The organism is Frateuria sp. (assembly GCF_035695185.1).
Classification (GTDB): Bacteria; Pseudomonadota; Gammaproteobacteria; order Xanthomonadales; family Rhodanobacteraceae; genus Frateuria_A.
In genome coordinates this window covers 1-26,689 of record NZ_DASSES010000036.1, presented here as the reverse complement: position 1 = coordinate 26,689, position 26,689 = coordinate 1, and the positions used below count along the sequence as shown (strand labels likewise).

General features: G+C 70.3%; 25 protein-coding genes. 9 read left to right on the top strand and 16 right to left on the bottom strand.

Going from position 1 to position 26,689, the window contains the following annotated elements:
- Positions 1 to 81: 81 nt before the first annotated feature.
- On the bottom strand, positions 82 to 2,085 hold the full coding sequence (locus VFH59_RS02620) for a protein-L-isoaspartate(D-aspartate) O-methyltransferase (protein WP_325163334.1): 2,004 nt from the start codon (positions 2,083 to 2,085) through the stop codon (positions 82 to 84).
- Between the two features lie 149 nt (positions 2,086 to 2,234).
- Here VFH59_RS02620 and dinB point away from each other — a divergent pair, with 149 nt between their 5' ends.
- On the top strand, positions 2,235 to 3,329 hold the full coding sequence (gene dinB, locus VFH59_RS02615) for a DNA polymerase IV (RefSeq protein WP_325163333.1): 1,095 nt from the start codon (positions 2,235 to 2,237) through the stop codon (positions 3,327 to 3,329).
- 23 nt (positions 3,330 to 3,352) lie between these two features.
- Entirely contained in the window at positions 3,353 to 4,027 is a 675-nt protein-coding gene (locus VFH59_RS02610; protein ID WP_325163332.1) for a hypothetical protein, read from the top strand.
- Positions 4,028 to 4,186: 159 nt separating this feature from the next.
- On the opposite strand, the gene lpdA is transcribed toward VFH59_RS02610, so the two are convergent.
- The 3 genes from lpdA to aceF are packed head-to-tail and all read right to left on the bottom strand — an operon-like array spanning position 4,187 to position 8,811.
- Complete coding sequence (lpdA, locus tag VFH59_RS02605; RefSeq protein WP_325163331.1) at positions 4,187 to 5,995, bottom strand: dihydrolipoyl dehydrogenase; 1,809 nt, start codon at positions 5,993 to 5,995, stop codon at positions 4,187 to 4,189.
- Between the two features lie 22 nt (positions 5,996 to 6,017).
- Positions 6,018 to 7,061: a mechanosensitive ion channel family protein gene (locus tag VFH59_RS02600; protein ID WP_325163330.1), complete on the bottom strand. Its 1,044-nt coding sequence runs from the start codon at positions 7,059 to 7,061 to the stop codon at positions 6,018 to 6,020.
- Between the two features lie 10 nt (positions 7,062 to 7,071).
- The gene (gene aceF / locus VFH59_RS02595; RefSeq protein ID WP_325163329.1) at positions 7,072 to 8,811 is read right to left on the bottom strand and encodes a dihydrolipoyllysine-residue acetyltransferase; all 1,740 of its coding nucleotides are present in this window, start codon (positions 8,809 to 8,811) and stop codon (positions 7,072 to 7,074) included.
- Between the two features lie 200 nt (positions 8,812 to 9,011).
- Here aceF and VFH59_RS02590 point away from each other — a divergent pair, with 200 nt between their 5' ends.
- Entirely contained in the window at positions 9,012 to 9,896 is an 885-nt protein-coding gene (locus VFH59_RS02590) for an ABC transporter ATP-binding protein (protein ID WP_325163328.1), read from the top strand.
- A gap of 4 nt (positions 9,897 to 9,900) precedes the next feature.
- Entirely contained in the window at positions 9,901 to 13,488 is a 3,588-nt protein-coding gene (locus VFH59_RS02585; RefSeq protein WP_325163327.1) for a M1 family aminopeptidase, read from the top strand.
- Positions 13,489 to 13,558: 70 nt separating this feature from the next.
- Here VFH59_RS02585 and VFH59_RS02580 read toward each other — a convergent pair whose 3' ends face one another.
- From VFH59_RS02580 to VFH59_RS02545, 8 genes are all read right to left on the bottom strand, one after another.
- Positions 13,559 to 14,401 carry a mechanosensitive ion channel family protein gene (locus tag VFH59_RS02580; protein WP_325163326.1) on the bottom strand — a complete coding sequence of 281 codons (843 nt, stop codon included), beginning with the start codon at positions 14,399 to 14,401 and terminating at the stop codon, positions 13,559 to 13,561.
- 178 nt (positions 14,402 to 14,579) lie between these two features.
- Positions 14,580 to 15,395, bottom strand: a complete 816-nt coding sequence (locus VFH59_RS02575; RefSeq protein WP_325163325.1) for a DUF2884 family protein — start codon at positions 15,393 to 15,395, stop codon at positions 14,580 to 14,582.
- Between the two features lie 118 nt (positions 15,396 to 15,513).
- Positions 15,514 to 15,801 carry a hypothetical protein gene (locus tag VFH59_RS02570; RefSeq protein WP_325163324.1) on the bottom strand — a complete coding sequence of 96 codons (288 nt, stop codon included), beginning with the start codon at positions 15,799 to 15,801 and terminating at the stop codon, positions 15,514 to 15,516.
- 32 nt (positions 15,802 to 15,833) lie between these two features.
- Positions 15,834 to 16,406 (bottom strand): DUF924 family protein, encoded by a 573-nt coding sequence (locus tag VFH59_RS02565; protein WP_325163323.1) that lies wholly within the window; start codon positions 16,404 to 16,406, stop codon positions 15,834 to 15,836.
- A gap of 36 nt (positions 16,407 to 16,442) precedes the next feature.
- Complete coding sequence (locus tag VFH59_RS02560; RefSeq protein WP_325163322.1) at positions 16,443 to 16,916, bottom strand: PA2169 family four-helix-bundle protein; 474 nt, start codon at positions 16,914 to 16,916, stop codon at positions 16,443 to 16,445.
- Positions 16,917 to 17,080: 164 nt separating this feature from the next.
- Positions 17,081 to 17,833, bottom strand: a complete 753-nt coding sequence (locus VFH59_RS02555; protein WP_325163321.1) for a DUF2884 family protein — start codon at positions 17,831 to 17,833, stop codon at positions 17,081 to 17,083.
- Between the two features lie 72 nt (positions 17,834 to 17,905).
- Positions 17,906 to 18,373, bottom strand: coding sequence for a hypothetical protein (locus VFH59_RS02550; protein ID WP_325163320.1), 468 nt, complete (start codon positions 18,371 to 18,373; stop codon positions 17,906 to 17,908).
- Between the two features lie 182 nt (positions 18,374 to 18,555).
- Complete coding sequence (locus VFH59_RS02545; protein ID WP_325163319.1) at positions 18,556 to 19,014, bottom strand: hypothetical protein; 459 nt, start codon at positions 19,012 to 19,014, stop codon at positions 18,556 to 18,558.
- A gap of 160 nt (positions 19,015 to 19,174) precedes the next feature.
- On the opposite strand from VFH59_RS02545, the gene VFH59_RS02540 reads away from it, so the two are divergent.
- From VFH59_RS02540 to VFH59_RS02530, 3 genes are all read left to right on the top strand, one after another.
- Positions 19,175 to 20,044: a YihY/virulence factor BrkB family protein gene (locus VFH59_RS02540; RefSeq protein WP_325163318.1), complete on the top strand. Its 870-nt coding sequence runs from the start codon at positions 19,175 to 19,177 to the stop codon at positions 20,042 to 20,044.
- A 40-nt stretch (positions 20,045 to 20,084) separates the two neighbouring features.
- Positions 20,085 to 20,501, top strand: coding sequence for a universal stress protein (locus VFH59_RS02535; protein WP_325163317.1), 417 nt, complete (start codon positions 20,085 to 20,087; stop codon positions 20,499 to 20,501).
- A gap of 117 nt (positions 20,502 to 20,618) precedes the next feature.
- Positions 20,619 to 21,440 carry a ferritin-like domain-containing protein gene (locus tag VFH59_RS02530; protein WP_325163316.1) on the top strand — a complete coding sequence of 274 codons (822 nt, stop codon included), beginning with the start codon at positions 20,619 to 20,621 and terminating at the stop codon, positions 21,438 to 21,440.
- Positions 21,441 to 21,494: 54 nt separating this feature from the next.
- Here the strand turns inward: VFH59_RS02530 and VFH59_RS02525 are convergent, their stop codons facing one another.
- The 3 genes from VFH59_RS02525 to VFH59_RS02515 form a co-directional block, all read right to left on the bottom strand.
- On the bottom strand, positions 21,495 to 21,929 hold the full coding sequence (locus tag VFH59_RS02525) for a DUF6491 family protein (RefSeq protein WP_325163315.1): 435 nt from the start codon (positions 21,927 to 21,929) through the stop codon (positions 21,495 to 21,497).
- Between the two features lie 59 nt (positions 21,930 to 21,988).
- Positions 21,989 to 22,708, bottom strand: a complete 720-nt coding sequence (locus VFH59_RS02520) for a hypothetical protein (protein ID WP_325163314.1) — start codon at positions 22,706 to 22,708, stop codon at positions 21,989 to 21,991.
- 123 nt (positions 22,709 to 22,831) lie between these two features.
- Positions 22,832 to 23,713, bottom strand: a complete 882-nt coding sequence (locus VFH59_RS02515) for a LytTR family DNA-binding domain-containing protein (protein WP_325163313.1) — start codon at positions 23,711 to 23,713, stop codon at positions 22,832 to 22,834.
- 231 nt (positions 23,714 to 23,944) lie between these two features.
- On the opposite strand from VFH59_RS02515, the gene VFH59_RS02510 reads away from it, so the two are divergent.
- Entirely contained in the window at positions 23,945 to 25,747 is a 1,803-nt protein-coding gene (locus VFH59_RS02510; protein WP_325163312.1) for an FAD-binding protein, read from the top strand.
- Between the two features lie 55 nt (positions 25,748 to 25,802).
- On the opposite strand, the gene VFH59_RS02505 is transcribed toward VFH59_RS02510, so the two are convergent.
- Positions 25,803 to 26,105, bottom strand: coding sequence for a DUF3247 family protein (locus tag VFH59_RS02505; protein WP_325163311.1), 303 nt, complete (start codon positions 26,103 to 26,105; stop codon positions 25,803 to 25,805).
- 106 nt (positions 26,106 to 26,211) lie between these two features.
- On the opposite strand from VFH59_RS02505, the gene VFH59_RS02500 reads away from it, so the two are divergent.
- On the top strand, positions 26,212 to 26,689 hold a 478-nt coding region (locus VFH59_RS02500; RefSeq protein WP_325163310.1), incomplete at its 3' end, for an MFS transporter.

Below are 26,689 nucleotides of genomic sequence, written 5' to 3'. Positions count from 1 at the left end.
GGGGCTCCTGGTGTGCTGGTTGGGTCGCACCTCCAGAATCCCGGGATCGCCCCGGGTGAACAACCTACTGAGAGATCACAGCTAGAGGCCGAACGGCCAGGTTTCGGCGGCGCCGGTGCGTGGTTCCTGGCCGAGTGGCTCGACCGCGTGCGTCTCGTCGAACCAGGCGTAGCCATCGAACTGGCGCGGCATGGAGCATTCCACGTAGTGGCTCCAGCGCTCGGTATCGGGGCGGTAGATCACCCCGATGAAGCGCTCCAGCCGGCCGGCGGCAAGACGCCCGCACAGGTCCCGGTTGGCCTTGCCGCGCAGATCGAGCAGGCAACGCGGCCGGCCGGCGTCGTGGAACAGGCGCTCGTAGCTGTCGCTGCGCGAGGGCACCACGTCCATCACCTTCATCGGCTCGTCCCAGTCGTCCGCCGCAGCCACCGTGCCGGTGTGCGTGCCGAAGCCGATCAGCGCCGCGTCCTGGCCGAAGCGCTGGCGGCACAGCTGGCCCAGGTTCAGTTCCTCGCGCACCTGGCCCATCTCGGTGTGGCGCGCGTCGCCGATGTGCGAGTTGTGCGCCCACACCACCGCCTTCGACTGCGGGCCGGCTGCGGCGAGCAGGTTTTCCAGCGTCTCGAACATGTGGCTGTCACGCAGGTTCCAGGACTCGGCCGAGCCGTAGTACATGGCGCGGTAGTAGGCCTCGGCGTTGCTCACCAGGCGCGCGTTCTGCGCCGCGTCGAGGAAGTACTCGCCGTCGGCGCGGACGTAGTCGATCCGTCGCGCGAGCAGCTCGCGCAGCATCTGCACCACCGCCTTCTCGCACAGCGGGTAGCCGGCATTGAGCGCCATCCGGCCGTACTGCGCCGGCTCCTTGCTCCAGGGCATCAGGCAGCCGTAGCGGTGGCGCGCGACCTGCGCGGTCTCCGGATCGACCCGGTCCAGGTAGTCGATGACCGCACGGATGGAGCTGTCCAGGCTGTACAGGTCCAGGCCGTAGAAGCCGGCCTGCTCCGCCGCCGGGCGGCCTTCGTTGTGGTCGCGCAGCCAGTCGATGAAGCGGGCGACGTCGCGGTTGCGCCACATCCAGGTGGGAAAGCGCTGGAAGATCGGCTCGTCGCCCGCCGCCGGGCGCCCGCGCACGTAGCGGTTGAGGGCGGCCGCGTCCGGCCAGTCCGCTTCCACCGCGACGATGGTGAAGCCGTGCGCCTCGATCAGCCGGCGGGTGATCGCCGCACGGGCGCGGTAGAACTCGCTGGTGCCGTGGCTCGCTTCGCCCAGCAGTACCACGCGCGCGTCGCCGTAGCGGTCGAACAGCCTGCCGAACGCCGGATCGTCGAGATCGGGCAGCGGTTCGGCCGCCTCGCGGATCAGCTGCGGCAGGCCGCCCCCGTCGACCGGCGCGCGCGCGGCCACCGGCTCGATCCGCGGCCGCGGCGAGGCATCCTGCTCGCTCCAGCCGTAGCTGCCCACGAGCGGCACGAAGCGCACCTCCTCCAGCTCCTCCTCCCTGAAACGGTCCTCGGCCACGCGGGTGACCTTCACCAGCCGTTGCCGGTACAGGGTCTCGCCCACCGGCATCACCAGCCGCCCGCCCACAGCCAGCTGCCGGCGCAGCACGTCCGGCACCGCCGGTCCGCCGGCCGCCGCGATGATGGCATCGAACGGCGCCGCCTCCGGCCAGCCGCCGCTGCCGTCGCCCACGCGCAGGCGGATGTTGCGGTAGCCCAGCGTGTCGAAGCGCTGCTGCGCCAGGTCGGCCAGCTCGGCGTGGCGCTCGATCGCGTAGACGCACGCGGCCAGCGCCCCCATCACCGCCGCGGCGTAGCCGGAACCGGCACCGATCTCCAGCACGCTGTCACCCGCGTGCAGTTCGGCCGCCTGCAGCATGCGCGCGACGATGAACGGCTGCGAGATGGTCTGCCCGGCTTCGATCGGCAGCGGCGAATCCTCGTAGGCGAACTCGTGCATGCTGCCGGCCACGAACGCCTCGCGCGGAATCGCGCCCATGGCCTCCAGCACGCGCGCATCGGTAATGCCGCGCCCGGCCAGCTGGCGCTCGACCATCCGTTGGCGTAGGTGGGCGAAATCGGTCATGGGCGGGACCCTCCGGGGGTGCCCCACCACGCTAGTGCGGCCGCTATCAACCGCGTGTCAAACCATGCAGGGGCGGGTTCGACAGGCCATTGCCGCACGCCTGCGCCGGTCGCCTAGAATCCCCCTTCAGGCATCCCCCGGCTTCTTTCGTGTCTCCCACCCCGCGCAAGATCCTGCACATCGACATGGACGCGTTCTACGCGTCGGTGGAGCAACGCGACGATCCCTCCTTGCGCGGCAAGCCGGTGGTGGTGGCCTGGCGCGGCGCGCGCTCGGTGGTGTGCGCCGCCAGCTACGAGGCGCGCGTGTTCGGCGTGCGCTCGGCGATGCCGGCGGTGCGCGCCGAGCGGCTGTGCCCGCAGGCGATCTTCGTGCCACCGGATTTCACCCGCTACAAGGCGGTGTCACGACAGATCCGCGCGATCTTCGCGCGCCACACCGACCTGATCGAGCCGCTGTCGCTGGACGAGGCCTACCTGGACGTGACCACCGGCAAGAGCGGCCTGCCTTCGGCCACCGCGACGGCCGAGGCGATCCGCGCCGCCATCCGCGAGGAAACCGCCCTGACCGCTTCTGCCGGCGTGGCGCCGAACAAGTTCGTGGCCAAGATCGCCTCGGACTGGCGCAAGCCCGACGGCCTGTTCGTGGTGCGCCCGCACCAGGTCGAGGCCTTCCTGGCCCCGCTCGCGGTCGGCCGCCTGCCCGGCGTGGGCAAGGTCATGGAGCGCAAGCTCGCGGCGATGGGCGTGGCCACCGCGGCCGACCTGCGCCGGCTGGGCGAGACGGAACTGGAGCAGCGCTTCGGGCGCTGGGGCCGGCGCCTTTACCAGCTGTCCTGGGGCATCGACGAGCATCCGGTGCAGCCGGACCGGCTGACCCTGCAGGTGTCCGCCGAGGACACGTTCGAACACGACCTCACGCTGGACGAGCTCGAGCCGCACATCCGCCGCCTGGCCGAGAAGACCTGGGCCGGCCACCAGCGCGAGGAAGGCCGCATCGCGCGCACGGTGGTGCTCAAGCTCAAGACCGCCGACTTCCGCACGCTCACCCGCAGCTTCTCGCCGCCCACCCTGCCCGGCTCGGCGCACGCGCTGGCCGAGCTCGCCTGCGCGCTGCGCGCGCGTGTGGACCATCCGCCCGGCACGCGCTACCGGCTGGTCGGCGTGGGACTGGCCGGCTTCGTCGACCGCGACCACTTTGCCGCCCAGCGCGACCTGTTCGACACTGTCGCGCCGCGCGACTGACCGACCCACACAAGGATTCCCCCATGCACCTGGAACTGCCCAAGGCCCGGCTCGACTCGCTCAAGGATTTTCTCAAGCATTACCTGATGATCGTGCTCAGCATCCTCACGGCACTGGGGCTGGAGGCCTGGATCGAGCACACGCACCATGTGCATGCCGCCGAGATCGCGCGGGCGCAGATCGACACCGAGATCCGCTCGAACCTGTCCGAGCTCCAGGGCTCGCTGGCCAAGAACGCGCGCCAGGCCAAGGCGCTCGCCTCCATCCGCGATGCGCTGGTGCAGGATTTCAAGGCGCATGCGACGGACCAGGCGATCACCCGCCACATCCAGGCCCTGGTGCAAATCGATGGCTTCAACCTCAACCTGAGCTGGCCGACGCTGCGCCGCGAGGCCTGGGACGTGGCGGTGGCCAACCAGTCGGTCAGCTGGATCGACGATGCGGCCATGCGGCGCTATTCGGCGGTGTATGCCGGCCAACGCGAGATGGTCACCACCCTGAGCGCCAACCTGGCGCTGGTGATGAACGGGCCACGCATGGTCGATGCGATGACCGACCTGCGCACCGGGAACATCGACCCGCGCGAGTTCCTGCACGTGATCGGCCAGATGACGCTGATGCTCGACCAGGCCCAGAACAACCTGGGCAGCTTGGAAGACCGGCTAAAGGAAGCGTCGGCCGACGCGCCGGGGCGCTGAACGGGACCAAGGTTTGGGGCCGATCCACCACGGTCAACCCAGCCGATACGTCTGGTACATAAGGAATTGCTCCAGCCACGCTGCGCGGGTCCGCGGTGCGGGTATGGCGCCTCGCTCGGATAGGCCCGCCACCACCCTGGTGGGCGGGCGCAATGGTGATTACTTCCTCTTCGGCAGGTACAGGTCGGTGATGGTGCCTTCGTACACCTCGGCCGCCATCGCGACCGATTCGCTGAGTGTCGGATGCGGGTGGATGGTCAGCGCGATGTCGGCCGCCTCGGCGCCCATCTCGATCGCCAGGGCCAGTTCGGAGATCAGGTCGCCCGCGTGCGGGCCGACGATGCCGGCGCCGACCACACGATGGGTCTGCTCGTCGAACAGCAGCTTGGTGAAGCCTTCGGTGCGGTCGATGCCGATGGCGCGGCCGGAGGCCGCCCAGGGGAACTTGCCGACGCCGACCTTCAGGCCCTTCTCCTTCGCCTCGCGCTCGGTGACGCCGACCCAGGCGATTTCCGGGTCGGTGTAGGCGACCGACGGGATCACGCGGGCGTCGAAGTGGCTCTTCAGGCCGGCGACCACCTCGGCGGCGACGCGCGCCTCGTGGGTGGCCTTGTGCGCCAGCATCGGCTGGCCGACCAGGTCGCCGATGGCGAAGATGTGCGGCACGTTGGTGCGCATCTGCGTATCGACGTTGACGAAGCCGCGCTCGCTCACGGCCACGCCCGCCTTGTCGGCGCCGATCTTGCTGCCGTTGGGCGAGCGGCCCACGGCAACCAGCACGCGGTCGAACACGGAGGTCTCCGGGCTGCTCTCGCCCTCGTAGCGGACCTCGATGCCTTTCTTCGTGGCCTTGGCCTCGACCACCTTGGTCTTGAGGTGCACGCCCTTGAGCTTGCCGCCCAGGCGCTTGGCCAACGGCTTGACCAGGTCCGCATCGGCGCCCGGGATGAGCTGGTCCATGAACTCGACCACGGTCACTTCGCTGCCCAGGGCCGCGTACACCGTGGCCATCTCCAGCCCGATGATGCCGCCACCGACGACCAGCAGCTTCTTCGGCACGTCGGCCAGTTCCAGCGCGCCGGTGGAATCCATCACGCGCTCGTCGTCCCACGGGAACATCGGCAGGCGCACCGCCTGGGAGCCGGCGGCGATGATGGCGTGCTCGAAGCGGACCAGCTTGGTGCCCTCGGCCGTCTCGACTTCCAGTTCATGCGGCGAAACGAAGCGGCCGGTGCCTTGCACGGTGCGCACCCTGCGCTGCTTCGCCATGCCGGCCAGGCCGCCGGTAAGTTTGCCGACCACCTGGTTCTTGAAGTGGCGCAGCTTGTCCAGCTCGATGGTCGGCTTGCCGAAGCTGACGCCATGCGCGGCCATGGCCGCGGCCTCGTCGATCACCGCGGCGGCATGCAGCAACGCCTTGGAAGGAATGCAGCCGACATTGAGGCAGACGCCGCCCAGGGTGGCGTAGCGCTCGACCAGCACGGTGTCGACGCCCAGGTCGGCGGCACGGAAGGCGGCGGTGTAGCCGCCCGGGCCGGAGCCGAGGACGACGAGCTTGCATTCGAAATCCGGCTGGCGGCCGGAGCTGCCCGCCGCTTGCGGCGCCTTTCCCTCTCCCGCCGGGAGAGGGTGCCCCGCAGGGGCGGGAGAGGGTGCGGGCGAAGCGGCAGGTTTCGCTCCGGCCGAACCCTCACCCCCAGTCCCTCTCCCGGTGGGAGAGGGGAGCGATCCCTCGGCTTCGAGGGTAAGGATCACCGCGCCCTCGGACACCTCGTCGCCCACCTTCAGTTTCACCTCCCTGACCACGCCGGCGGCGCTGGAGGGCACCTCCATCGTCGCCTTGTCCGACTCCAGCGTGATCAGGCTCTGTTCCTTCTCCACGCGGTCGCCGGCCTTCACCAGCACCTCGATCACCGGCACGTTGTCGTGGCCGCCGATGTCGGGAACCTTGATTTCGATAGTGGCCATGAATGGATCCTTTGCTTGTCGCTCAGCGCGCCGTGGCGTCGCCGGTGGGGGATGGGGATGCTGCAGACTCGTCGATTTCGCGCTGCACATCGCGGGCGGCGTCGTTGTCCGCCAGCCCGATGGGGGTGTCCGGGCGCGCCGGCGAGGTCGCGCCCGGGCGCGAGTCCGGCCAGCTGCGGACGTGCAGGTCGGGCTGCGGGAACGGGACCTCGATGCCGTATTTCTCCAGCGCCGTGTGCAGGGCCCAGTTGTAGGCGGCCGTGACCGAACCGGGACGACGGGTGGCCTCGGGGGTAAGCCAGACCACCAGCTGGAAGTCGAGCGAGGACTCACCGAAGCCGCTCAGCCACACCTGCGGCGCCCGGGGCCCGTCCTGGCAGAGCGTGAACGGCACCGCGGCGGCGGCCTCGAGGGCGGCCTTTTTCACCCGTTCCTTGTCGGTGCCGTAGGCAACGCCGAACGGGATCTTCTGGCGGCGAGCGGCCTCGCTCAATGTCCAGTTGACGACCCGCCCGCTGACGAACTCGGAGTTCGGCACCAGGATGCCGATGTTGTCGTTGGTGGAAATGCGGGTGGCGCGGATATGGATATCGCGCACCGTGCCATGCAGCCCGGAGGCGAGCTCGACGAAGTCGCCCACTTTCAGGCTACGCTCGAACAGCAGGATCAGGCCCGAGACGAAATTGTTGAAGATCGCCTGCAGGCCGAAGCCCAGGCCGACGCCGATCGCGCCCGCAAACACGGTCATCTTGGCGACCGGCACGCCCGCCACGCTGAGCGCCCACAGCACGCCGATCACCAGTAGCAGGTAGTGCACCAGACGCTCGACCGTATACAGCGATGAGGGGTTGATGCCCTGGTGGGTCTGGCCATAGCGGTTGAGCCCGCGCCGCACCAGCGCCGAGCCGACCAGGAACAACGCCAGCACGAGCACGGCTGCAAGCAGCGATGCCAGGGTCAGCCGCATGCCACCGACCGCGACGCTCCAGTCGAGCCAGCCCGCGAGCCCGGACGGCTCCGGTGCATGCACCGGAGCGGCGGCGGTCAGCGCAGCGGGCCGGCCCATCGCCAGTCCGTCAGAGCAGCAGACGGCGGATGTCGCCGAGCTGGTTGGCGAGGAACGCGGCGAAGCGCGCGGCGAGCGCGCCATCGATCACGCGGTGGTCGTAGGAGAGCGACAGCGGCAGCATCAGCCGCGGCGCGAACTCCTTGCCGTTCCACACCGGCTTGATGGACGCCTTGGAGACACCCAGGATCGCCACCTCCGGCGCATTGACGATCGGCGTGAACGCGGTGCCGCCGATGCCGCCCAGCGAGGAGATCGAGAAGCAGCCACCGGACATCTCGTTGGGGCCGAGCTTCTTCTCGCGCGCCTTCTTCGAGATCTCGCCCAGCTCGCGGGCCAGGTCGAGCAGGCCCTTCTGGTCGCAATCGCGGATCACCGGCACCACCAGGCCATCGGGCGTGTCCACCGCGATGCCGATGTGGAAGTACTTCTTGAGGACCAGCTTCTCGCCGGTCTCGTCCAGCGAGGCGTTGAACTGCGGGAACTGCTTGAGCGCCGCGACCACCGCCTTGATCTGGAACACCAGCGGGGTGACCTTCAGATCCTTGTTCTCGGCGCCGAGCTGCTTGCGGAACGCCTCCAGCTCGGTGATGTCCGCGTCCTCGTGCTGGGTGACGTGCGGGATCATCGCCCAGTTGCGCGCCAGGTTTGCACCGGAGATCTTCTGGATGCGCGAGAGCGGCTTCTCCTCGACCTGGCCGAACTTGGCGAAGTCGACCTTCGGCCAGGGCAGCAGGTTGAGCCCGCCGCCGGCCGCCACCGGCGCACCCTGCACCGGGCGCGCGCCCGAGGCGAGCGCGTGCTTGACGTAGGCGCTGACGTCCTCGCGCTGGATCCGCCCGCCGCGGCCGGAGCCCTTCACCTGAGCGATGTCCACGCCCAGCTCGCGCGCGAAGGCGCGGATCGCCGGGCTGGCATAGGGCGCGTCGCCGGGCATGATCACCTTGGCGTCCATCGGCGGACGCGCGCGCGGCGCGACGTCGCCCTCGGGCACGTTGCCCGGCTGCACGCCGCGTCCACCGACCGGTGCGGGCTGCCCGGGCGTCTTCGGACCGCCGCCGCTGACCGGCAGGCCGGTGGCCGACTGCGCATCCGGCGCGGCCGCGGGCGACGGCGCGGGCGCGACCGGGGCCGCAGCAGCGGTCTCCATCAGCGCGATCACCGCGCCCTCCGACACCTCGTCGCCCACCTTGAGCTTGAGTTCCTTGACCACGCCCTCGAACGGCGCGGGCACTTCCATGGTGGCCTTGTCCGATTCCAGCGTGATCAGGCTCTGGTCCTTGGCGACGGTGTCGCCGACCTTCACCAGCACCTCGATCACCGGCACGTTGTCATGCCCGCCGATGTCCGGTACGCGTGCCTCGCGCACGCCGCCGGGGGCCGGCGGCGCGGCGGGCGGCGGTTGCGGCGACGCCTCGTCGATGGCGCCCTTGCCCGAGCGCGGCTCGGCGGCCTTCGCCTGCTGGGCGGAGGCTATCGGCGCGGCGGCGGGTGCGGGCGCGGCAGCGCCCTCGGCCTCGATGATCGCGATCAGCGCCCCTTCGGAGACCTCGTCGCCGACCTTGAGCTTGATTTCACTCACCACGCCGGCGAACGGCGAGGGGACCTCCATGGTCGCCTTGTCCGATTCCAGCGTGATCAGGCTCTGTTCCTTCTCGACGCGGTCGCCGGCCTTCACCAGCACTTCGATTACCGGCACATTGTCGTGGCCGCCGATATCGGGGACGCGTGCTTCTTTGGGGTCGGCCATGGGGTCTCCTGCGATGACAAGGGCGCAGCGCCCGGGGATGGCGGCCGCGCAAGGCCTCCCATGATAGCGAACGGCCGCCCGCCGCACAGGGCCGGCTGCCCATGCCCCCGGCATGCATGACCTTGTGCCGATGTGCCCGCCGGCCGCGCTGCCTATGCTGGTCCTGCGGCGTCGCGCGGGGCGGCGCGGAGACCCAAGGCATGCTGACCATCCGCCACCTGTCCAAGACCTACGCCAACGGCGTGCATGCCCTGCGTGCGATCGACCTGGACATCCCGCAGGGCATGTTCGGCCTGCTCGGGCCCAACGGGGCGGGCAAATCCTCGCTGATGCGGACGATCGCCACGCTGCAGGATCCCGACCAGGGCAGCGTCGAGCTCGACGGGCGGGACCTGCTGGCCGACAAGCCGGCGACCCGCCGCCTGCTGGGCTACCTGCCGCAGGAATTCGGCGTCTACCCGAAAGTGTCCGCCGAGGCGATGCTGGACCATTTCGCGGTGCTCAAGGGCGTCACCGCCCGTGGCGAGCGGCGCGACCTGACCGAGGCGCTGCTGCGCCAGGTCAACCTGTGGGACGTGCGCAAGCGCAAGCTGGGCAGCTTCTCCGGCGGCATGCGCCAGCGCTTCGGCATCGCCCAGGCCCTGATCGGCGCGCCCCGGCTGGTGATCGTGGACGAACCGACCGCCGGGCTGGACCCGGAGGAGCGCAACCGGTTCCTGAACCTGCTGGCCGAGATCGGCGAGAAGGTGGTGGTGATCCTCTCTACCCACATCGTGGCCGACGTGACCGACCTGTGCCCGCGCATGGCGATCATCGGCCAGGGCCAGGTGCTGCTGACCGGCGAACCGCGCGAGGCGATCCGCAGCCTGGACGGGCGGGTATGGCGCCGCTCGATCGACAAGGCGGAGCTGGACAGCTACCGCGCGCGCATGACCATCCTCTCCACCCGCCTGGCCGGCGGCCGCACGCTGCTGCACGTGCTGGCCGACACCCGGCCCGAGCCCGGCTTCGAGCCGGTGGTGCCGGACCTGGAAGACGTCTATTTCGGCCGCCTGCGCGCGCAGGCTGCGGTGCGGGCGGCCTGACGCCATGCTGGCGGAGGTCTTCCGTTTCGAATGGCGCCAGCAATGGCGCGCGCCGCTGTTCTGGATCCTCGCACTGACCTTCGGCGCGCTGGCCTTCGCGGTCGCCTGCACGGACGCGGTGATGATCGGCGGCGCCAGCGGCAACGTGCTGCGCAACGCGCCGATGGTGATCGTGCGGCTGATCAACCAGTTCACCATCGTCGGCCTGCTGGCCGGCGGCGTGTTCGTCGCGGGTGCGGCGCTGCGCGACTTCGACCATGACACCGCCGAGCTGATGTTCGCCACGCCGGTGGGCCGCGGCGGCTACCTGGGCGGACGGCTGGCCGCCGGCTATGCCGCGACGGTGGCGGTGATGCTGGTGGTGATGCTGGGCATCGCGCTGGGCGGTGCGATGCCATGGATCGACCCGGCGCGGCTGGGTCCGGCCGGCTGGCACGGCTACGCCTGGGCGTTCGGCGTGATCGTGCTGCCGGACATGCTGTTCGCCGCCTCGCTGCTGTTCCTGCTGGCCACGGTGACCCGCTCGCTGCTGGCCACCTACATCGGCATCATCGCCTTCATCGTGCTGCTGTCGCTCTCGGGCCTGCTCACCCGCGACGTGAACCACCACCTCATTGCGGCGATGCTCGATCCGTTCGGGCATCGCACGCTGGGTATCGTCACGCGCTACTGGTCCGCCGACGAACTCAACCACCGCCTGCCGCCGCTGGACGGCCTGCTGCTGTGGAACCGGCTGCTCTGGCTCGGCGTGTCGGTACTGCTGGGCGGGATGGCGTTCGCGCTCTTCCGCACCAGCCGCGAAGGGCTGCGCCTGCCGCGCCGCAAGCCGCGCGCCGAACCGCCGCTGCTGCGCCCGGCGGCTGGCGCGGCGCGCATCACGCTGCCGGCGGTGCGGCCGGGTTACGGCCCGCGCAGCCGCCTGACCCAGCTGCGTGCACTGCTGGGCTTCGACCTGGCGCAGGTACTGCGCGGCGTGCCGTTCCTGGTGATGCTCGCGTTCGGACTGGTCAACCTGCTGTTCGCGCTGGCCTTTGCCGGGGCGATCTACGGCACGGCCACCTATCCGGTCACCCACTCGGTCATCGGCACGGTGCAGGGCAGCTTCCACTGGCTGCTGGCGATCATCGTGACCTTCTATGCCGGCGAACTGGTCTGGCGCGACCGCGATCGGCACACCGCCGAGGTGGTCGATGCCTTGCCGCTGCCGGACTGGCTGCCGCTGGCGGCGCGACTGCTGGCGCTGGTGGCGGTGGTGCTGGTGTACCTGGTGGTCGGCGACCTGGTCGCAATCGGCTGGCAGCTCGGCCACGGCTACACGCGGCTGGAGATCGGCCTCTACCTGGCGACGCTGGGCCTGGACGCCGCGCCGTTCGTGCTGCTGGCGGTGCTGATGCTGCTGCTCCAGACGCTGGCCGGCAGCAAGTTCATCGGCTACGTGCTGGGCATCGTCTGGCTGGTCGCCTCGATCATCGGCTTCCCGCTGCTGCACTGGGAACACAACCTGTTCATCTACGGGCATGCCTCGTCGGTGCCGTATTCGGACATGAACGGCTTCGGCCACTACCTGGCCGGCGCGCTGTGGTTCGACCTGTACTGGGGCTTCGCGGCGGCGGCGCTGCTGGTGGTGGCCGCGCTGTTCAACCTGCGCGGCACCGCCCGGGCCTGGCCCGAACGCCTGCGCGAGGCGCGTGTGCGGTTGCGGCGGCCGGCGGCGGTCGCGCTCGGCGTGGCACTGGCCGGCTTCGTGCTGACCGGCGCCTGGATCTTCTACAACATCAACGTGCTCAACCACTACACGAGCAGCGAAGAGGCCACGCGCCGGCGCGCGGACTACGAGAAGAAGTATTCGAAGTACGCGGGCCTGCCACAGCCGCGCATCAGCGCGGTGAAAACCGACGTGGAGATCTATCCGTACCGCCGCCGGCTCCGCATCCGCGGGAGCTACACGCTGGTCAACCGCACGTCCGCGCCGATCGACACGTTGCACGTCAACCTGGACACGGACTTCGCGGTCAGCTCGCTCGCCTTCGCGCCGCACGACACCGTCAGCGACGACCGGCGGCTGGGCTACGCGATCTACCGGCTCAGGACGCCGCTGGCGCCCGGCGCCTCGATGGCCTTCGATTTCGACCTCGAATATGCGCCACGCGGCTTCACCAACGAGCCATCCGGGCAGTTCCTGGCCGGCAACGGCACGTTCTTCGACAGCGGCGTGCTGCCGCATTTCGGCTACCAGAGCGCACTGCAGCTGACCGACCGCAGCGACCGGCGCAAGTACGGCCTGCCGCCGGACGTGCCGCGCATGCCGACGCTGGGTGACCCGAAGGCGCGTGGCAACAATTACATCAGCAACGACGCCGACTGGATCGACTTCACCACCACCGTGTCGACCGCCGCCGACCAGACCGCGCTGGCGCCGGGCCATCTCGCGAAGAGCTGGACGGCCAACGGCCGGCGCTACTTCACCTACACCGCCGACCGGCCGATGCTGGACTTCTCCGCCTGGCTGTCGGCGCGGTATGCAGTGAGGAAGGACAGCGTCGACGGCATTGCGATCGAGGTCTACTACAACCCCGCGCACGCCTGGAACGTCGATCGCATGATCCAGGCGACCAAGGATGCGCTGGCCTACTACCAGGCCCATTTCACCCCCTACCAGTACCGCCAGGTACGGATCCTCGAGTTCCCGGACTACGCAACCTTCGCGCAGTCCTTCGCCAACACCATCCCGTATTCGGAGTCGCTCGGTTTCATCGCCGACCTGCGTGATCCGTCCAGGATCGACTACGTCTATTACGTCACCGCGCATGAAGTGGCGCACCAGTGGTGGGCACACCAGGTGATCGGTGCGCACATGCAGGGCTCGACGATGCTGAGCGAGGGCCTGGCCCAGTACTCGGCGCTGATGGTGATGAAGCACAGGTACGGCGCCGACCAGATGCGCCGGTTCCTCAAGTACGAGCTGGACAAGTACCTGATGAGCCGCGCCACCGAGAAGGTGGCCGAAGAGCCGCTGGCCAGGGTGGAGGACCAGCAGTACATCCATTACAACAAGGGTTCGCTGGTGTTCTACGCGCTGCAGGACTACGTCGGCGAGGACGTGTTCGACCGTGCGCTCCGGCAGTTCCTGCTCGACTGGCGGTTCCGCGGGCCGCCCTACCCCGATGCGCAGGACTTCATGGCGACGCTGGCCAGGACCGTCGGCCCGAAGTGGCAGGGCCTGCTCGACGACCTGTTCTGGAAGATCACCCTGTTCGACAACCGCATCAGCGACGCCACCGCGTCGCGGCGGCCGGATGGCCGTTATGCGGTCACCCTGAAGGTGCACGTGGGCAAGGTTTACGTCGACGGCACCGGCAGGGAAACGCCGGCCCGGCCGGACGTGCCGGTGGAGATCGGCGTGTTCGCGGCCTCGCCCGGCCAGGGCCGTGACGGCAAGCCGCTGTACCTGGAAAAGCGGCTGTTGCCGGCCGGCGACAGCACGATCACCGTGACCGTCGACGGCACGCCGGCCGAAGCGGGCATCGACCCGTTCAACGAGCTGATCGATCGCGTCTCCGGCGACAACCGGCGGCCGGTGACGGTGCGGTAGCCCGCCACACCGGCGGTCCCGGAACCCGCACCATCACCGCGCGCGGCCGGTGGCTTCCGGCCGCGCCTTGTCAGCCGGCCTGCTTCGCCCCGTCCGGCAACGTGCCCTGCACCACGGTCAGCTCGCGCTGCGGGAACGGGATGCTGATACCGGCGTCGGCGAAGCGCTCCTTGATCCGGCGCAGCAGGTCGGTCTGGACCACCCACCAGTCGCCGCTGCGGGCCCAGCCGCGGATGATCAGGTCGACCGAGCTTTCGCCCAGTGCGCCGGTCACCACGCTCGGCGGCGGCTCCTTGAGGATCAGCGTGTCGGCGGCGAACAGCTGCTCGATTTCCGCGATCGCCTTGCCGATGTCGTCCTTGTAGCCGATGCCCACCTTGAGCTCGAAACGGCGCACGCCTCGGCGGTTGGCGTTGATGATCGCGTCGCCGCCGATCTTGGCATTGGGCACCATCGCCTCGCGCCCATCGGGCAGGGCCAGCAACGTGTACATCAGGTTGACCGCCTCGACGGTGCCGTCGAGTCCGCCTGCGTGGATGAAGTCGCCCGCGCGGAACGGCCGGAACACGATCAGCAGCACGCCCCAGGCCAGGTTGCTGAGCGAACCCTGAAGGGCCAGGCCGATGGCCAGGCCACTGGCGCCCAGCGCGGCGACGAGTGGCGCCGAGGGCACCCCCGCGGTGATCAGCGCGCTGACCACCAGCACCGCGACCATCACGCCATAGATCAGGTTGCGCAGGAAGCCGACCAGGGTTGCGTCCACCGCCGCGCGGTGCATCGCTCGCTGGAGGAGGTTGGCGATGCGCGCGGCCAGCCAGATGCCGATCAGCAGGATCAGCAGCGCGATCAGGATGTTGATCCCCAGCCGCGTGGCGTTCTCGGAAAAATGGATGCGGGCAAGCAGGTCGGGCATGGCGTCACTCCGCGAACGAACCGGTCGCCAAGCCTAGCAGGGGCGCCCGACCGGCCGCCCCGCACCCGTGATCCCCGGAAAAAAGACGCCGTGCCGACCTGGGGAGCCGGCACGGCGCTCAGGGCCGCATGGTGGTCCGATGTGGGACAGCGGCCGTTTCCGCCAACCGTGGGGGCAGTCAGCGGGTGTGGGATTCCGTCCTGGCGGAAACCTCGTTGTCACGCCCGGGCTGGTGGTCGACCAGCGCCAGGCGCGAGCCATCCTTGAGCCGGAATTCGAACTGCTGCTGCAACTGGTCGAGCCTGACCAGGCGAGGGCACAGCGCTTCGGCGCGCTCGGAGAGCTTGTCCGCGCGGGCGTCGACCTGCGCATCGATGCTCTTGTCCAGCGCGTCGGCGCGGGCTTCCAGCGACGCGACCTGGCGCTGGTCGCCGCTCAGCGCGGCCTTGACCGCCTTGGCCGTGACCGTGCTGACCAAGGCCTCGACCGCGTCGCCGACCTGGTGTTCCATCAGGTCCTCCACGCTGTGCTGGCGCCATTCGCCCTGGCCCAGGCCGCTGTCGACCTTGACCAGCGCCTGCCTGTGCTGCGCGTTGAGTTCGCCCGTCAGCCGGCTGCGCTCGGCAGGGTCGTCGGAAAAGCTCGCGACCACCGTGGCGAGGGCGTCGAAGCCGATGTCCACGCCTTCGCGCGCGATCGCCGCAATCTCCGGCAACAGGCTGCGCACCTGGCTCTCGTACTCGCGCAGGCGCGCCGCGTCGGCCGCCGACACCGGCATGTCCCGCCCGTCGACGCTCAGCGCGCCGTCGTGCATGAAGACCCGGCCGGGAACGCCCTGCTGGCGCTCGAACGTGATCCCGTCGGGCTTGACCAGCACGTCGTAGTCGGTCCCGAAGTTGCACTGCTCGTGGTTCACGTGCAGTCCGCCGGCCTGCGCCGGCGCACCCAGCGCCAGGCCGGTGGCGAGTGCGAAGGAAAGCATCAGCGCGCGCATGGTTCGGCTCCACCGTGACGAGGGCGCCAGCATCACGCCGGCGACGGCGGCCGACATGGGCCACGCGTCATGCCGTGCCATCGGTCATCCGTGCCATCGGTCATGTGCCGGGAAAACCTCAGGGACGCTGCTGGATCTGCGCCACCGCGCCATCGACGAGCGTGACGGTGATCTCCCGTCCCTCGCGGCGGTAGATCCAGCTTTCGCTGGCGGGCGTGGCCACCACCACGCCGCGACCGCGGCGAGCGGCGCGATGGTGCGCCACCCGGGTGGGACGGCCGAGCAGCTCGCGCACCTGCGCGGCGCTGTCGCCGGCCACCAGCAGGCGGCTGCCGACGCGCAGGGTGTCCGAGGCGGCGGCGGCAAAGGCGAGCAGGCACAGGCTGCCGGTCAGGATGGTGCGCATGTCATTCCCTCCGTGGAATCGACCATTGCTGCCTAGAAGCCGCCGCCCTCCTTGAGGTAGGCCAGCTCGTCCGGCGTGCTGGGGCGGCCCAGCAGCGCATTGCGGTGCGGAAAGCGGCCGTAGCGGGTGACCACTTCGCAATGCCGGCGCGCGTAGTCGAGGAAATTGTCATATTGCCCGCGCGCGTGCGGCGAGGCCTGTAGGGCGAGGGCGCGGAACAGCGTCACTGAACGCCACTGCAGGGCGAGGTCCTCGGCGTGTTCCAGCGGCAGGTAGGCGAACACCCGCTCGAGCGGCGCCAGCGCCTCGTCGTCGCGCCGTTCCAGGCCTTCCAGCGCCAGCGACTGCGCCCGGGTGTCCTGCTCGAAGGCGCGCGGGTCACCACGGTAGATGTTGCGGCTGAACTGGTCGAGCACGATCAGCAGCGCCAGCCAGCCATGCGGGGTCAGTACCCAGGCATCGAGTGCCCCGGCGGCGGCCGCCTCCAGCGTGGCGCCGAAGCGCTCGCGGACGACGCGGTCGAACCCGGCGTCGCGGACGAACCAGCGCACCGCGTTCTCGTCGGCAAACCAGAAATCCAGGACGTCCTGTGCGCTCGCGGTCATGCCGTGTCCCCCTGGGCAACCCCGGGTGGGCGGAGCTTAGCAGCGCCGGGCGCGGGCCAGGCTATGCATGTCCAGGTGAATGCCCTGCAGCCGCGGCAACTGGCGACGCAACACCAGGGCGGTCTCGGGCGTGGCGCCCTGCAACACCTGTTCGAAGGCGTGCACCAGCGCGGCCTCGCCGTGCGCCAGGCGGGCGATCCAGGCGGTGTCCCGGTGCGGGGTTTCCGGCAGCAGCCATTCAATCAGCTGGCGCCGTGCGGAGCCGCCCAGGCGGCCGCGCCGGGCCGGCGTGCCGCCCAGCTGGCTGACCTGGCCCTGCAGGTCGGCAATCACCTGGTCCAGCGCACTGGCGTTCTCGCCCAGCACCACGCGCAGCCCCGGCTCGCTGGCCTGCGCGGAGGCGTCGCGGTACATCGCGCGCAGGTCGATGCCCTGGCGGATCAGCGCGTTGAACAGCGTTTGCGGGCGTGGCGCCAAGGGATGGCTCCGGAATTCGGCAAGAGCGGCCATGGTCGGTCCTGCGCACTTAGCCGGGGATTAACTCGGGGCGGCGGCGGGGCTTGCGCCGCACCGCCCGTCAGGCGGCATTCGGGTTGCGCCGTGCCGGCTCACGGGGTGGACGGCAGCGGCCGCGTGGCCAGAGCCCGGCCCGGCCCGGCCCGGCGGATGAGGGGCTATGGCCCCAGCTGCACCAGGTCCAGTGGCTGTCCGTCGGCCCCGCGCACGCCCTGTTGCAGGTCGGCCAGGCGGCGGATCGCCGGACACAGCGCCTGCACCTGCGGGCGCAGCGCCTGCATGCGGCGCTGCAGCCGCGGCTGCAGTTGCGTGGCCAGGTCGGCCGCCTCGTCGCGCAGGCGCGCGGCCTCGGCCAGGTCGCCGTTCATCGCGGCGGCAAGCGCCTGCTGGCCCAGGTCGCCGGCGACCAGCGGGGCCAGGTCGCCGACGATGCGGTCGGCAAGCTGCTGCGCGGCATCGCCTTGCCAGTCGTGGGTGCTGTTGCTCTGTGCGATGCGCTGCCGGAGCTCGCCCGCGTGCGAGGCCAGGCGGCGGTCCAGTTCGGCCAGGGTGGCCGGGGCCAGGTGCATGCCGGCGGCCTCCTCGTGCACGGCGCGTACCGCCAGGTCGACGCCTGCGTCCGCCACCGCCCGCACGCGCGGGAGCAGTGCACGCAGGTCACGCTCGAACAGCACCAGCCGATCCTGGGCCTCGGCATTCAGGCGCACGGGCTGGCCGTCGGTGCGCAAGGCGCCGTCGGCGATCTGCACGTGGAAAGGCGCCGGCTGCGGACGATCGAACATCAGGCTACCCGGTTTCACCGTCAGGTCGTAGCTGCTACCGGCATGGCAGGTACCGGCCAGGTCCTGCGCGTGCAGGACCGGCATGGCGACGGACAGGATCAGGCAGGCAGACAGGAGCCGCAGGCGCATCGGGGGTTCCGGAGCATGGGGGTATCCAGCGATACCCGCCTGCATGTCAACTCCGGCTGAACTGGCCGCGCATCAGCGGCGCGCTGGCGCCCGCGAGACGAATTGCGCGCGCACCGCCGGCCGCCCGAGTTGCCAGGCCAGCCACAGCAGCAGCGGCACCAGCAGCGCCTTGAACACCAGCCCCAGCAGGAAGCTGCGACGGGCCTGTTCGATCAGCAGCAACAGCAGCTCCGGCTGCGACTGGGTCATGGCGTGCGCGCGGGCGGCATCGAACTGGCCCCATTGCGCCAGCATCAGCCCACCGGTGGCCAGCGCCCACAGCACCAGCAGCAAGGCGATCACGCGCAGGGCCTGGCGCGCCCATGGCTGGCGCAGGATGCAGCCGGCGCAGGCGACGATCACCGCGAAGGCGCCCACCAGGTAGGGCCAGTCGCCGTGACGCAGGTACAGCACGCCGCCGAAGGCCGTCAGCAGCAGCACGATCCAGGTGGCGACCCGCCATGCGCCGAAGCGGTGCGTGGCCGCATCGAGGGCCGCCATCAGCAGACCGCCCGCGGCGTGGTCTCGCAGGCCCTGGCGGGTCGGACGAAAGTGGAGGGCAGGGGCATGGCGGGCTCCGTGGGAAAGCCCGCCGAGTTTACGCGCTGCACGCCCGACGGTGAGCGCCGGCGCGGCGCGCACTGTGCGGATGCGGCGGGCGCGCCCCGCCCGACCGCCTCAGCTCACGGGCGCGAAATGGTGAACTTGCCCACCGACACGCCCAGGTCGATGCCCTGGCCGGTGGCCGACAGCGCCAGCGAGGTGGTGCCCTTGGTCAGCACCTGCGCCTGCGCGCTCTTGACCACGCCTGCCTCGGCGCCGGCCTGCACGTAGTCGCCGAACACCTCCTCGATGCCGTGCACCCGGGTGATCTCGCCCTTGCCGTTCTCGACGCGGTACTTACCGGCGGTGAGGCCGCCGCCAACCACGCTGATCTTCACCGGCGCGCTCTGGCCGTTGTTGCAGGTGACCGTGCCGCTGCCTTCGGCGTGCTTGTAGATGATCGACCAGCCCTGCAGGTTGTAGCTGAGCTCGCACTTGACCATCGGTTCGGCGGCGCGGGCGGGCCCCGCCGGCCAGGCGGCGAGCGCCGTCGCCCCGGCCAGGACCAGGCTGGCCAATGCGGTGGTACGCAGGTTCATCGCAGGTCTCCTTCCCCGTCCGGGGCAGTTGAGGCTGCGGTCGAGTCTGGCCCCGGCAGGGTGAAGGAAGTGCCAGCAAGCGCCGCCGTGCGCATTCACGATCGCCGCGCAGGAACCTAGGCCATGCTTGGCCGGCACGCAGGTTCCGGAGGTTCACCCCATGCGCTCGTTGTGGCAATCGACCGTGGAAGTCGTCAAGCGGACGGCCAAGGGCGCGGCGCAGGACGACCTGATGACGCACGCCGCCGCGGTGGCCTTCTATTCGGCCCTGTCGTTCGCGCCCATGCTGGTGCTGCTGCTGTGGCTGGTCGCCTCGCTGCAGCCGGACTGGCAGCAGCAACTGGTCGGTTCGGTCAGCAGCCTGGTCGGCACGCGCGCATCCGATGCGGTGAAGCTGGTGATCAGCAATGCCAAGGACCGCCCCGAGCTGGGCCACTGGGCGGGCATCATCGGCCTGCTGGTGACGCTGGTCGGCGCCTCGACCGTGTTCGCCCAGCTGCAGCTGGCGATCAACCGCGTGTGGAACCTGCGCGCGGCGCCGCGCAACGCCGTCTTCAGCTGGCTGCTCACGCGCATGCATGCGCTCGGCCTGCTGCTGACGCTGGCCTTCCTGCTGATCGTGTCGCTGGTGGCGAGCGCCGCCATCGCGGTGTTCGTGCGCAGCGACACGGTGGTGTGGGATGCGCTGGAAGCGACCGCGGCCCTGGTGCTGTTCGGGCTGGTGTTCGCCTCCATCTACAAGGTGCTGCCCGACGCGCAGATCGACTGGCGCGACACCTTGCTGGGCGGTGCGTTCACCGCGGTGCTGTTCGCGGTGGGCAAGTTCGGCATCAGCCTTTACCTGTCACACAGCGACGTGGGCGGCGCCTACGGGCCGGCCGGCAGCGTGGTGGTGCTGCTGGTGTGGGTGTACTACTCGGTGCTGATCCTGCTGCTCGGCGCCGAGCTGACCCAGAACGTGGCCGAGGTGCGCGGGGCGCCGATCCGCCCCAACGCACACGCCGAGGTCGTCGCGCCCTGCGACCGCTGAAGGACGCTGCATAATCGATACGCACGCACGGAGACGCGCCATGTTCAGGTACACGCTGGTCGGCTACGACGGTTCGCCTTCCTCGCAACGCGCCTTCCAGACCGCGGTCGCGCTGGCGCGCTGCAGCCGGGGCCGGGTGCGGGTGGTTTCGGTGCTGCAGGTGACCGAGGGCGGCGCCGACGCCTGCGCGTTGATGATGGCCGACTCCGGTGCCCAGCGGGCGCAGGAACTGCTCGACGAACTGGTCGCGATGGAGCCGGACGCCCGCGACCTGATCGACGTGGAAGTCACCCATGGCAGTCCGGGCGACGTGCTGCTCAGCCAGGTCGAGCAGCGCGGGGTCGACCACATCGTGATCGGCCACACCGAGCGCGGCGCACTGGCGCGGTGGCTGGTCGGCTCGGTGTCGAGCGACGTGCTGGCACGGGCGCACGTGCCGGTGACGGTGGTGCCGTAGGTGGCTGGCCGCGGGGTGGGCCTTGGTTAATTCCCCGCGCGTCACCAGGCCGTATCCTGTCCGTCATTCGCCCGTCACGCGCGCGCTCCGTGCCCGCGCCCTTCACAGGACACCCGCGTGAACTACGCCCCTGCCCTGCCCTGGACGCTGGAGAGCCTGGACCTGTCCGGCATCGACCGCGCCCGCATCCGCCACAACGAGGACCTGTTCTTCCTGCTCTGCAGTTCTTCCTTCGTCGAGAGCGGCTCGGACCTCTACACGCGGAACCTGGTTGCCCACTTCAACGGCGACGAGGAGCTGCAGACCTGGCTCTGCCAGCACTGGGAACACGAGGAGCTGCAACACGGCCGCGCGCTCGCCGCCTACGTGCGCGCGGTATGGCCCGAGTTCGACTGGGACAAGGGTTTCGCCGCCTTCTGGACCGAATACGGCGCCGTGTGCACGGCCGAGCAGCTGGAGGAAAGCCGCGGGCTGGAGCTGGCCGCGCGCTGCGTGGTCGAGACCGGCACCGCGAGCCTGTACCGCGCACTGCACGAGATCACCGACGAGCCGGTGCTCAAGCAGCTGACCGGCCACATCAAGAGCGACGAAGTGCGCCACTTCAAATACTTCTACCAGCACTTCCGCCGCTACCGCGAGCACGAGGGACTGGGGCGCTACCGGGTGTTCCGCGCCGTGCTCAAGCGGGTCAACGAGATCCGCAGCGAGGACAGCGACATCGCGCTGCGCCACGTGTTCGAGCAGTGTTATCCGCAGCACAGGGGCGATCGCGAGGCGTTCCGCAAGGTCGCCGGGAAGTCGCAGGACCTGCTGCGCCGGCATATCCCGGCGGAGATGACGGTGAAGATGCTGCTCAAGCCGCTGGATTTTCCGCCGCGCCTGCAGGGCGCGCTGGAGCGGCCGCTGGCGAAGCTGGCCGAGAAGCTCTTCCTGAACTGACGCCTGGGCCCGCGCAATCCACGCCGGCCCGCCATGCGCGGGCCGGACGGTGGCTCAGGTCGGTCGCGGCTTGGTCGTGACCTGCCGTTGTTCCTGCTGCAGGGCCTTGAGCCTGGCCACGTCGACCGGGCGGATCCGCACGATCGTGCACGGGAACTGGCTGCGCCCGGTGATCACCTTGTCGAAATTGATCGAGACCTGGTTGAGGTTCGAGGTCACCCCGATCGCGGTGGCGTAAGGCAGCTCGGTGCAGCCGGGCACGTCCAGCAGCCAGGCTTCCCTGGGCTTGGTGTAGACCGCCACCTGGTCGCTGCCCAGCGGCTCCCACGACCACAGCGGCGTGAAGAACCGGAAGCTGTTGACCGGCGCGCCGGCCGCCGCGTCGTAGGCGGCCTGGCGCTGGGTCATGCGCTGCGCCTGGGGAACGCTGGAACAGCCGGCCGCGACCGCCAGGGCGGCGCCCGCCAGCAAGGTGCGCTTCAACGTCATGGCGTTTCTCCTCCGGCTCGACCTTTCCGGCAACGCGCCGGGACGGGATCGGTGCACGCTCACTTCCTGCTCGGCAGCGCCTTCCATTTCGCCGGATCGAAGCCGCCCACCTCGAAAAGCAGGGTCTCTTTCTTCTCGCCGTCGACCAGGGTCACGTCCATGGTGATCTTCTTCGCCTTCTTCAGCCGCGCGATGAAGTCGTCATCGTCGCGGATCATCAGCGCCGGCTCGCCGGTGGAGGGTGCGAACGCCCTGACGCCGTGCGCCTTGCCGTCGAAGCTGGCGTGGATGGTGCAGTTGCCGCGGCAGACGAAGCCGTGGCCGCCACCGTACAGGAACACGTTCTGGCCCCAGTCGGTATGCCGGCGCAGCACCAGCCGCACGCGATCGTTGCCGGCAGGCTGGCTGGAATAGATGGTGGCGGTGGACTGCGTGCCGCCCTGCATCGGCGAGACCTGGTACATCCACAGCGCATCGAGCCGGCGCTTCTCGCTCTCTTCCTTCCAGCGCTTCTCGATACCCGGGAGCGTCTGCTGCACCTCCTTCGCGGCATCGCTGCCGGGGTAACGGTCGAGGATGTCGTGGCCCATGGTCACCGCCATCTCGTCGTTGTGGATACGCAGCAGCTGGCGGTAGGTATCGAGCTTGCGCGCGGCGTCGTCGTTCCGCGTCGTTGCCGTCGGCGGGTTGGTCGCCTGCTCCTGGTCCGGCGAGTTGCAGCCGGCCAGGGCCAGCACACCGCACAGCACGGCCACGGATGGATGGAACGGCAGCTTCATCGACGCTCTCCTGGCGGGGGGAAGGAGCCTAGCGTGGATCGGGCGGGCGGGCGGCGCAAGCCGGCGCCCGCCGAGCGCACCCGTGCGTGACGCACGCGCCTCCTGGTCGCGCAGGACGCGTCCCTACACGGGCACCGCCGGCGTCTCGCCGGAACGCTCGCGCAGTTGCGCGCGGTAGCGCCGGCTGCACGGGATGGTCCCGCCGTCGCGCAGCTTCAGGCGCGCGTCGCCGGTGTCCAGCGGCTCGATCTCGGCCAGGTAGTCGAGGTTCACGAAATAGCTGCGGTGCACCCGCACGAAGCGCGCCGGGTCCAGCCGCTCCTCGATCGCCGCCATGGTCGTGCGCAGCGGGTAGTCGCGCCCGCGCACGTGCAGGTTCACGTAGTTGCCGGCCGCCTGCAGCCACTCGATCTCGCGCGCGTTGACCAGGAACTCCTTGCCGAGCTTGCGCACCAGGAAGCGCTCGGGCCGTTCCACCGGCTCGACCGGCGGGCCGGCATCGGGCGCGGCCAGCAGCCGCGCCTCGCCCTGCCAGCGCATCAGCCACAGCCGCGACAGGCTGACCAGCGCGATGATGATGAAGTAGGTCCGGATGTCCTTGAGGTATTCGTAGCCGAAGCCCGGCTCCCACCGGCCGAAGTCGTAGCGACGGCCGGCCGCGGCGTACGCCAGCACGCGCAGCGCCACCATGCCGGTCACATGCACCAGGCTGAAGGGCACGGTGGCGAGCAGGTGCCAGGGCAGGCTCTGCCGCCAGGTGTCGAAGCGGAACGGCCAGCGCCGCTCCACCGCCAGCACCGCCGGCACCAGCGCCAGGATCACCAGCGAGCTGGTCCATTCCCACACCCACGGTTCCCAGGCCGCGGTGCGGGCATGGTCGATCTGCGCCACCATGCTGTTGAACACCGTGTTGAGCAGCGCAAGAAGCACCCAGAAGGCGATCCGCACCGGCCGTCGTCGCCAGCGGTCGAGGGGGGTGCTGTCGAGGCTGTTGGTCGGTGGCATGGGCTGATTCTAGTGGTCGCCGCATACGGGAGGTGAGAGCGCCCCGCGGGGGCCGGTACGCCCTCCCGCTCGAAGCCGCCCCTGCCACGGGAGGGTCGGCGGCATGCATCGCCTGCCCCACTCGTCCCAACCTCCCGCCGCCCGTCCCAAGCGGCCCTCGGCCGGTCACACCGCCACCCCGGATCCATCCTGCGCTGGCGTAGCTTGGGGCCATTCCCCGGAGCGACCGCCATGAAACGACGCGACCTGCTGAAAGCCGCCCTCACCCTGCCCCTGCTGCCGCTGGCCAGCCACGCGGCCCGGGCCTTGCCCGCCGGGATGGCCGGCGCGCGGGTGCGACCCGGCCAGCCGGGCTGGCCGGGTGCCGGCGCCTGGGAAGAACTGCGCCACGCGGTGGGCGGGCGGCTGCTCCAGCCGGTGTCGCCGTTCGCTGGCGGACCGGACACGGCGGCCTACGCGGCGGCGCTGAAGCAGCTGCGCAATCCCTTCGCGCTGGGCGACGACCCGGCACTCACCCAGACCAGCGGCTGGGCCGGCGCCTGGCGCTCGCACCCGAGCTCCCGTGCCGTGGCCGCCGAGTCGGCTGCCGATGTGGCGGCCGCAGTGGACTTTGCCCGTCACCACCGGCTGCGGCTGGTGGTCAAGGGCGGCGGGCACAGTTACCTGGGCACCTCCAATGCACCCGACTCGCTGCTGGTCTGGCCGCGCCACATGAACGCGGTTCAGATGCACGAGGCGTTCGTGCCGCAGGGCGGCGCGGGCAAGGTGGCGCCGCTGCCGGCGGTGAGCGTGCAGGCCGGCGCGATGTGGATGGACGTCTACCATGCGGTGACCACGGTCGGCGGGCGCTACGTGCAGGGCGGCGGCTGCACCACGGTGGGCGTCGCGGGCCTGGTGCAGAGCGGCGGCTTCGGCAGCTTCTCGAAGAACTTCGGCACCGCCGCGTCCAACCTGCTGGAGGCCGAGGTGGTCACCGCCGACGGGGCCGTGCTCACGGTCAACGCGCACCGGCACCCGGAGCTGTTCTGGGGCCTCAAGGGCGGCGGCGGGGGCAGCCTGGGCGTGGTGACCCGGCTGACCCTGCGCACGTTCGACCTGCCGGCGACCTTCGGTGCGGTGTTCGGCACCATCCGGGCCGCCTCGGACCGGGCCTACCGGGACCTGCTCGCGCGGGTCGTCGGCTTCTACCGCGAGGCGCTGTTCAACCCGCACTGGGGCGAGCAGATCGGCTTTGCCCCCGACAACACGCTGTCGATCTCGATGGTGTTCCAGGGGCTGACCCAGGCGCAGGCCGAACAGACCTGGGCGCCGCTGCTGGACTGGGTGCGCGCCCGCGGCAGCGACTATGTCCTGGCCGAGCCGCTGCGCACGCTGGCGATGCCGGCCCGCCACTTCTGGGACATCGACTTCTTCCGCGAGCATGCGCCGCAGCTGATGGAACCGGACGACCGGCCCGGCACGCCGGCCTACCGCATGGTGTGGGCCGGCGATCGCGCCCAGGTCGGCTGGTACATCCACGGCTACCAGTCCGCCTGGCTGCCGGCGTCGCTGCTGGCGCCGCCACGGCAGGCGCGCCTGGCCGACGCGCTGTTCGCCGCCTCGCGCCGGCACGACTTCGCCCTGCACTTCAACAAGGGCCTGGCCGGCGCCCCGGCGGACGCGATCGCCCGCACGCGGGACACTGCGATGAACCCCGCGGTCACCGACGCCTTCGCGCTTGCCATCTGCGCGGACGGTCGCGGCCCGGCGTTCGCCGGCCTGGCCGGCGCCAGGCCGGACGCGGCTGACGCGAAGCACGATGCCGCCGCCATCGACGGCGCAATGGATGCCCTGCGCGCGGTGGCGCCGGATGCCGGCTCGTACGTCTCCGAGAGCGACTACTTTTTGCGCGACTGGGCGCAGCGCTATTGGGGACCGAACTACGCCCGCCTGCTGCGGGCCAAGCGCCGGTACGACCCGGACGGCCTGTTCTTCGTGCACCACGGCGTGGGCAGCGAGGACTGGAGCGAAGACGGCTTCACGCGCACCGGCTGATCCTCATGCGCGCGCGGAAGGTGCAGGCGAACGAGCGATTTGACGCGTCCGGGTTTCAGGCCCGCAGCTGGGCGTCCGAATCGAGGTGTTCGATGCGCTCGATCTGGTCGAACCAGACGTAGCGCTTCCACTCCGAGGTGCCCAGGTGTTCGAGGTGCACCACGCCGTTGGTGCCTTCGTTGCCGTCCCCGTCGTAGAACTCCTGCACGGTCGGGCGGGCGGCGACCACGCCCTCGCAGGTGCTGCCGTCGCCCAGGTGCAGGCGCACGCGCGCGCCGTTCTGCAGGTGCTCGACCATCGCGTTGAAGCGGGCGATGGTGGGCTGGTCGGTATAGACGTGTTCGGCCTGGCGGCCCATGGCCAGTCTCCTGCTGCGGCGATGGGCCGAGGCTAGGGTGATGATCAGCAAGTGGCCGTGAAGCCCGGAGCGGCGATAATCCCGTCCTTCGCCCCCGGGATTCCCCATGCCGACCGACTCCCTGCTCAAGCACCGCGCATTCGTGCAGTTCTGGTTCGCCCGCATCGCTTCGGGCTTCGGCTTCCAGATGCTGTCGGTGGCGGTGGCCTGGCAGATCTACGCGATCACCGGCCGCGCGCTGGATCTGGGCCTGATCGGCCTGGTGCAGTTCTTCCCCTCGGTGCTGCTGGCGCTGCCGGCCGGCCATGTCGCCGACCAGTTCGAGCGCCGCCGCGTGGTGCTGATCGGCCAGGTGGTCGAATGGTGTGCGATCGCCGCGCTGGCGCTGCTGAGTTTCAGCGGGCGCGTCCACGAGTTCGGCATCCTGGCGCTGGTGTTCGTGATCAGCACGGCCAAGGCGTTCGAGTCGCCCTCGATGTCCTCGCTGCTGCCGGCGCTGGTGCCGCCGGCGGTCCTGCCGCGCGCGGTGGCGGTCAGCGGCTCGGCGTTCCAGATGGCGATGGTGCTGGGGCCGGCGGTGGGCG